The organism is Zoogloea sp., assembly GCF_030157465.1.
Lineage (GTDB): Bacteria > Pseudomonadota > Gammaproteobacteria > Burkholderiales > Rhodocyclaceae > Zoogloea.
The window spans coordinates 1-6,550 of record NZ_JAOAUU010000015.1 but is presented as its reverse complement, the minus strand read 5'-3'; the positions used below and the strand labels follow the sequence as shown (position 1 = coordinate 6,550).

General features: G+C 63.6%; 5 protein-coding genes. 1 reads left to right on the top strand and 4 read right to left on the bottom strand.

What is annotated here, in order from left to right:
• Nucleotides 1-270: 270 nt before the first annotated feature.
• Nucleotides 271-906, top strand: coding sequence for a hypothetical protein (locus tag Q1W26_RS02140; protein ID WP_300435247.1), 636 nt, complete (start codon nt 271-273; stop codon nt 904-906).
• Between the two features lie 333 nt (nt 907-1,239).
• On the opposite strand, the gene Q1W26_RS02135 is transcribed toward Q1W26_RS02140, so the two are convergent.
• The 4 genes from Q1W26_RS02135 to Q1W26_RS02120 form a co-directional block, all read right to left on the bottom strand.
• Nucleotides 1,240-2,193 carry a helix-turn-helix transcriptional regulator gene (locus Q1W26_RS02135; RefSeq protein ID WP_300435244.1) on the bottom strand — a complete coding sequence of 318 codons (954 nt, stop codon included), beginning with the start codon at nt 2,191-2,193 and terminating at the stop codon, nt 1,240-1,242.
• 250 nt (nt 2,194-2,443) lie between these two features.
• Nucleotides 2,444-3,190, bottom strand: a complete 747-nt coding sequence (locus Q1W26_RS02130; RefSeq protein WP_300435241.1) for an ABC transporter ATP-binding protein — start codon at nt 3,188-3,190, stop codon at nt 2,444-2,446.
• The gene (locus Q1W26_RS02125; protein ID WP_300435240.1) at nt 3,187-4,977 is read right to left on the bottom strand and encodes a branched-chain amino acid ABC transporter ATP-binding protein/permease; all 1,791 of its coding nucleotides are present in this window, start codon (nt 4,975-4,977) and stop codon (nt 3,187-3,189) included. The genes Q1W26_RS02130 and Q1W26_RS02125 overlap by 4 nt, the downstream gene beginning before the upstream one ends.
• Entirely contained in the window at nt 4,974-6,011 is a 1,038-nt protein-coding gene (locus Q1W26_RS02120) for a branched-chain amino acid ABC transporter permease (RefSeq protein ID WP_300435238.1), read from the bottom strand. Before Q1W26_RS02120 ends, Q1W26_RS02125 begins: the two co-directional genes overlap by 4 nt.
• Nucleotides 6,012-6,550: the final 539 nt, after the last annotated feature.

The following is a 6,550-nucleotide window of genomic DNA, read 5'->3' as shown; positions in this document are numbered from 1 at the left end:
CACTATGTTTAGCGAGCTAAGGGGCTGGGGGAAGATGGGTTGGCCGGGGCCTTACGTCCGCTTCGTGAAAGCCGGCGTTCATGCGTCGGATTGGGGGCGATTCAATGTGTGTTGAAGGCTCCGGACATGAGCAGAACTGATGATGCGGTGTCGGGTTACGCTGCGCTGACCTGACCTACAGGACTGGACTTACTGTTCTGTCGTGAGCTTCCGAGCCCTCGCTGGCATGCTCTTTGCACCGGCATACCGTATCCAAAGCGGAGGCATGCCATGAACATCCAATCCATTTCAGCCTTTCACTTCCCTTCCGCTGTGGCGCACTCGCCATCGACCCGGCAATATTTGGCTGCATCACCGGCAAGTACTGCCGACACCGTCAATATTTCTCAGGCGGCGCGGGAGGCATTCGCGGCTTCGTCCTCTTCCGCTGCTGGAAGCACCGACAGAGTGGTCGAGGCCCGGCTTGCCGAGATCAGAGCCAGGGGCCCGGTGAATAGAAGTCAGGAAGACCACGATTTTCTGTTCGCCAACGACCAGAAGCTTGCCGACATCTCCGCCAAGTCATACGACACGCGCACCGCCGACGAGATTGATTACATGCAAAAGGCCACGGGATTCGTTAATACCTTTGCACATCTCAGTTCAGCGGAAAAAGCGCTGTACGACAAAGCCGTCGCCAGCGGCAACGCCAAAGCCGCTGAGGGCATCAGCCAGATCGCGCTCATTCGTCAGGGTGGGGAAATGGCAGGCGGTGCCAATGGAACGACATACAACTCGCGCACCACCGGGATAACGGCCGCCAATATCGTGAAGTATTTCAGCCACAGCATCGTCGACCCGACCGGCAAGGCCGCATCCAAATTTCAGGCCTTGCTCCAGTTTCTGGAAAACAATCCGCCGGTTTGACGCGTTTTGATAGTGCGGCAAGCAGGTCGGATTAGCGCAGCGTAATCCGACATTTACTCATGCGATATCGACGCGCCATGCTTCCCGCTTACCGCCTGAGGATGCCAACTTCTCCACGCGCTGGGCCGATCAGCGCTGGATTGGCCTTGCGCCAGCTTTGGCCGCTTTGTGAAAGCGGGTGTTTATGCGCATGGGCAGGGCTGATCGTTCGGTGTCGGGTTACGCTGCGCTAACCCGACCTACTTTTTTGTCGTACGACAAATAATTAGATCGCCTGCCGGACGCAAGCCCGCCTCCGTCAAAGCCACGAACCGGGGGGCAAGCCCGCCTCCGTCAAAGCCACGAACCGGGGGGCAAGCCGCCACCGCCTCCGCCACCCGCCAGCACGCCGGGCGCCGCGATGATTTTTTCCACCACCTGATCCACCGTCAGCGGGGTCGTGTCCACCGTCAGGGCGGCCATCTGGCCCAGGTGTTCGCGGGCGGCCAGGGTGTTGCGGATGTTGTCCATCGCCTCGCGGTAGTGGCCCGGCGTGGCGATGCGGGCATCACGCTGTTCCATCACGCGGCGAAAATGCACTTCGGGGTCGGCGCGCAGCCACACGGTGTAGAAGGAACTGAGCAGGAGCTGGTAGGTTTGCGCCTCGACGACGATGCCGCCGCCGGTGGCCAGCACCACTTCGGGGTTGGCAATGGCCAGCTCTTCGAGGCAGCGCTTTTCGAGCTTGCGGTAACCGGCCTGCCCGTAGAGGGTGATGATTTCCTGAACGCTGATGCCGGCCTCGCGTTCGATCTGCTCGTTGAGTTCGATGAATGGGCGGCCGAGCCGCTCCGCCAGCGCCTTGCCGACGGTGGACTTGCCTGCGCCGCGCAGGCCGATGAGGGCGATACGCTTGCCGCGGGCGGATTCGGCCCGCTGGAACTCGGTGAACAATTGCCCGCGAATCCGCGCCACCTCGTCCGCCGGCTGCCGCCGGAGAAATTCTACGATCAGGCCCAGATCGCCCGAGAGCGAGTCCGACTCGGCAAACATGCTGGCAACCGACTGGTTGAGCGCCCGCGCCACCTTGCCCAGCACCACCACCGACACGTTGCCCTGGGAGCTTTCCATGCGCGCCAGGTGCGGCAGCGACACGCCGGACTGCTCCGCGAGGTTCTTGCGCGTCATGCCGCGCTGCCCGCGAAACAGCCGGATGTTGCTGGCCAGTACGCTCAGCAGTTGGGCCGAATCGGCATCCAGACCGCCTGCTGCCCCCTGCTTGTCTTGCTCTTCCTGCTCCGCTTTCACACTGATGTCCGCCGTTTTTTGCAAGCGCACATTTTAGCGCCTGGCAGGCTTTCTCCCAACGCAGCGCGGAGCAGCCCACCCGAAATCATCGACAGCCCCTGCAGGAAACCCTGTGCAGCCTGACGCTGGTGTAGGGGCGACTTCAGTCGCCCATCCGCACGTTGCATCACAGGCAAGCCGTTGATCAAAGTCCGCGGGCGACTGAAGTCGCCCCTACACGTCGCCCCCACACAGGGATGTGCCGGCCTGGTCAGGTGGCGAGCATGTCCTGGTGCTTGCTGCCGAAACCCAGGTAGGCCTCGACCACCCGCGGATCGTCGGCCAGGTCGGCGGCCTTGCCTTCCATCGCCACGGCGCCCATTTCGAGCACGTAGGCGTAGTCGGCCACCTGCAGCGCGGCGCGGGCGTTCTGCTCGACGAGCAGGATCGACACGCCGCGCTCGCGCAGGCCCGAGATGATGCGGAAGATTTCCCGCACGATCAGCGGCGCCAGGCCAAGACTGGGCTCGTCGAGCATCAGGAGCTTGGGCTTGCCCATCAGCGCACGGCCGATGGCCAGCATCTGGCGCTCGCCGCCGGACATCGTGGCGGCGGCCTGATTGCGCCGCTCCTTGAGCCGCGGAAACAGTTCGAAGACTTCCTCCATCGTCTTCGCCTGGTCGCGATGGCCCTGGCGATAGCGCTGGAAAGCGCCGAGCACGAGGTTGTCCTCGACGCTCATCTCGCCAAACAGGTCGCGCTTTTCGGGCACCAGGGCCAGGCCCTGGATGACCCGTTTTTCCACGTTGGCGCGGCGCTGGGCGTGGCCATCGAAAACGATGCGGCCGCTGGAAGGCAGCAAGCCCATGATCGCCGCGAGGCTGGTCGTCTTGCCGGCGCCGTTGGGGCCGATGACGGTCACGATCTGGCCGGCCTCGACCTTGAGGCCGATGTTGTGCACCGCCTCGACCTTGCCGTAATTGACCCGCAACTCTTCCACTTCAAGCAAAGCGCTCATTCCACACCTCCCAGGTACGCAGCCAGCACGCGTTCGTTCTGCTGGATTTCCTCCGGCAGCCCTTCGGCGATCTTTTCTCCGAACTCCATCACCACGATGCGATCCACGAGGCCCATCACGAAATCCATGTCGTGCTCGACCAGCAGAATCGCCACGCCTTCCGCCTTCAGCTTGCGCAGCAGTTCGGTGAGGGCTTCCTTCTCCTTGAAGCGCAGGCCGGCAGCCGGCTCGTCGAGGAGCAGCAGGCAGGGGTCGGCCGCCAGCGCACGGGCGATTTCGATGATGCGCTGCTGGCCCAGCGACAGCGAACCGGCCTCGTCGTGCATGTGTTCTTCCAGGCCCACGCGGCGGATCTGCCGGGCGGCTTCGGCGAGCAGGCGTTCTTCTTCCTTGCGCTCGAAGCGCCAGGCCGCGGGCAGCACGCCGCTCGAACCGCGCTGGTGGGTACCGATGGCCACGTTTTCAAGCACGCTCATGCGGGGCAACAGGCGGACGTGCTGGAAGCTGCGGCTCATGCCCAGGCGGGCGATTTCCCGCGAGTCATGGCCGGCCACGGCCTTTCCGGTGAAGACGATCTCGCCCGAAGTGGGCGTATCGACGCCGGAAATCTGGTTGAACATGGTGCTCTTGCCGGCGCCGTTGGGGCCGATCAGCGCCAGGATTTCACCGGCGTGCATGCTGAAGTTCATGTTGTTGTTGGCCACCAGGCCGCCGAAGCGCCGGGTCACGTCCTTCACCTCCAGGATCACCTCGCCGCGGGTCGGCATGGTGCGGCGCGGCAGGGCCTCGGCGCTGTCGACCACCTTCTTGGGCTCAGCCTTCACGCGCAGCAGGCTGAGCACGGCCGGCCACATGCCTTCGCGGGCACGGTGCAGGATCAGCAGCAGCAACATGCCGAAGATGATGATTTCGTAGTTGCCGGCGTGGCCGAACAGCTTGGGCAGCCAATCCTGCAGCCACTGGTTGAGCAGCGTCACCAGCCCGGAGCCGATCACCGCGCCCCACACGTAGCCGGCGCCGCCGACCACCGCCATGAACAGGTACTCGATGCCGTGGTGCAGGCCGAAGGGAGACGGGTTAACCAGCCGCTGCATGTGGGCATACAACCAGCCGGCGGCACTGGCGTGCAACGCGGCGATCACGAAGATCACGATGCGCGAGCGCGAGGTATTCACGCCCATCGCCTCGGCCATCACCACGCCGCCCTTGAGGGCGCGGATCGCCCGGCCCTCGCGGGAATCCAGCAGGTTCTGGGTGGTCACCACCGCAGCCATCACGAAGGCCCAGATCAGGTAGTAGATCTCGCTGCCGTCTTCCATCACCCAGCTGCCGATGCTGATCGGCGGCAGGCCGGAGATACCGCTCTGCGCGCCCAGAAAATCCAGCGTGCCGAACAGGAAGTACAGGCTGATGCCCCAGGCAATGGTGCCCAGCGGCAGGTAGTGGCCCGACAGCTTGAGGGTCAGCGAACCGAGCAGCAGCGCAATGGTGGCGGTCAGCACCAGGCCGACAATCAAGGTCAGCCACGGCGACTGCCCGGCCCACGCGATCCAGCCGGGCAGGTTCTCGGCGGTGGTGAGCACCGCCGTGGTGTAGGCACCCACGCCGACAAAGGCGGCCTGGCCGAAGGACGTGAGCCCGCCGACGCCGGTGAGCAGCACCAGGCCAACGGCCACCAGCGCCGAGATGCCGATGTAGTTGAGCAGGGTGACGTAATAAGGCGGCAGCACCGCCGGCGCAATGGCCAGCACGGCAAGCACCGCCAGAAGACGGACGGACTGTTTCATTCTTCGTCCTCCACGTGATGGCTGTTGAACGAGCGCCACAACAGCACCGGGATGATCAGGGTGAAGACCAGCACTTCCTTGAAGGCACTGGCCCAGAACGACGAGAACGATTCCAGCAGGCCCACCAGCACCGCGCCGAGCGCCGCCAGCGGGTAGCTCGCCAGCCCGCCGATGATGGCCGCGACGAAGCCCTTGAGGCCGATCAGGAAACCGGTGTCGTAGTAGATGGTGGTGATCGGGCCGATCAGGAGGCCCGAGAACACGCCCAGCAGCGCCGCCAGCAAGAAGGTGAGCTTGCCGGCAACCACCGGCGAGATGCCCATCAGCTTGGCGCCGGACTGGTTAACCGCCGTGGCACGCAAGGCCTTGCCGTAGATGGTGCGGGCAAAGAAGGCGTACAGCCCGACGATGAAGGTCAGCGAGCAACCGACCACCCACAGGGTTTGCAGGCTGATCGACACCTCGCCCAGCACCAGGCTGCCTTCCGAGAACGGCGCGGTGCGCACGCCCTCCGCACCGAAAAAGACCAGGCCGAGGCCGGTCAGCATCAGGTGCACCGCCACCGAGGCAATCAGCAGCACCAGCACGCTGGTGTCGGCGATGGGCTGGTAGGCGATGCGGTAGATCATCGGCCCCAGCGGCACCAGGATGGCCAGCGTCAGCGCGATCTGCAGCGGCATGGCCAGCTCGCCGGGATTCACGCCATACAGCAGCGCGGCCAGCGCCAGCGGATAGGCCAGGTTCCAGCCCAGCAGGCTGCCCAGGCCTTCGGTGTCGCGGTCGCGCAGGCGGGCCACTCCGTCGATCAGGGCCACGAAAGCCCCCATTGCCACCAGCAGCCACACCGTACCCGGCACCTTGCCCGATTGCAGTGCGGCCAGCGTGAGCGCCGCAAAGGCGATGAACTCGCCCTGCGGAATGAAGATCACGCGTGTAACCGAAAAAATCAGGACCAGGGCTATCGCCAGCAGGGCATAGATCGCCCCGCTGGTTATCCCGTCCTGCCCAAGTATCAAAACGATTCCTGCATCCAAAGCCGAATCCCCTCTGTCCGTGACGTTAACGACCGGGCCGCATCTAATATTTGATATCTGCGGCGCAACTCCTCCAAAGAAGATACTTTATACGATACTTTTAAGATAGGACAACTCTTTTTTGATATCTTTTCTGATCAGACATATCACGGGGAGCAAAACCGGAGCTCAAAAGCAAAAACGCTGTCGCCCTTGGCTGTGGAATCTTTGCCTTGCTTGCAGCTGCGCAGTGCTGCCGTTGCGGGGGCGACTTCAGTCGCCCGCGGAGGCTGATCAACGGCTTGCCGGAGATTCAACGCGCGGATGGGCGACTGAAGTCGCCCCCCCCACTCAGCGCCTGCATTTCCGCAGACAACAAAGGCAGCGCCCAAAAGCAAAGGCTATGTTCGCGTGAAGTGTGGAAAGCGTTTTCCCCGCGACCGGTCAGGTTCTCCAAGCCCGGCGGGCTTTCCCGTGTTTGGCGTCACATTGGCCGGGGACTCGCCCCCGGCGGGCGACCTTCTTTCTTGTTGTACGACAAGAAAGAAGGCAAAGAAACG

What these genes read in the sequence shown, in the direction of transcription:
- Q1W26_RS02140 (WP_300435247.1), top strand. Translation starts at nt 271, where the DNA reads ATGAACATCCAATCCATTTCAGCCTTTCACTTCCCTTCCGCTGTGGCG.
- Q1W26_RS02130 (WP_300435241.1), bottom strand. Translation starts at nt 3,190, where the DNA reads ATGAGCGCTTTGCTTGAAGTGGAAGAGTTGCGGGTCAATTACGGCAAG.
- Q1W26_RS02125 (WP_300435240.1), bottom strand. Translation starts at nt 4,977, where the DNA reads ATGAAACAGTCCGTCCGTCTTCTGGCGGTGCTTGCCGTGCTGGCCATT.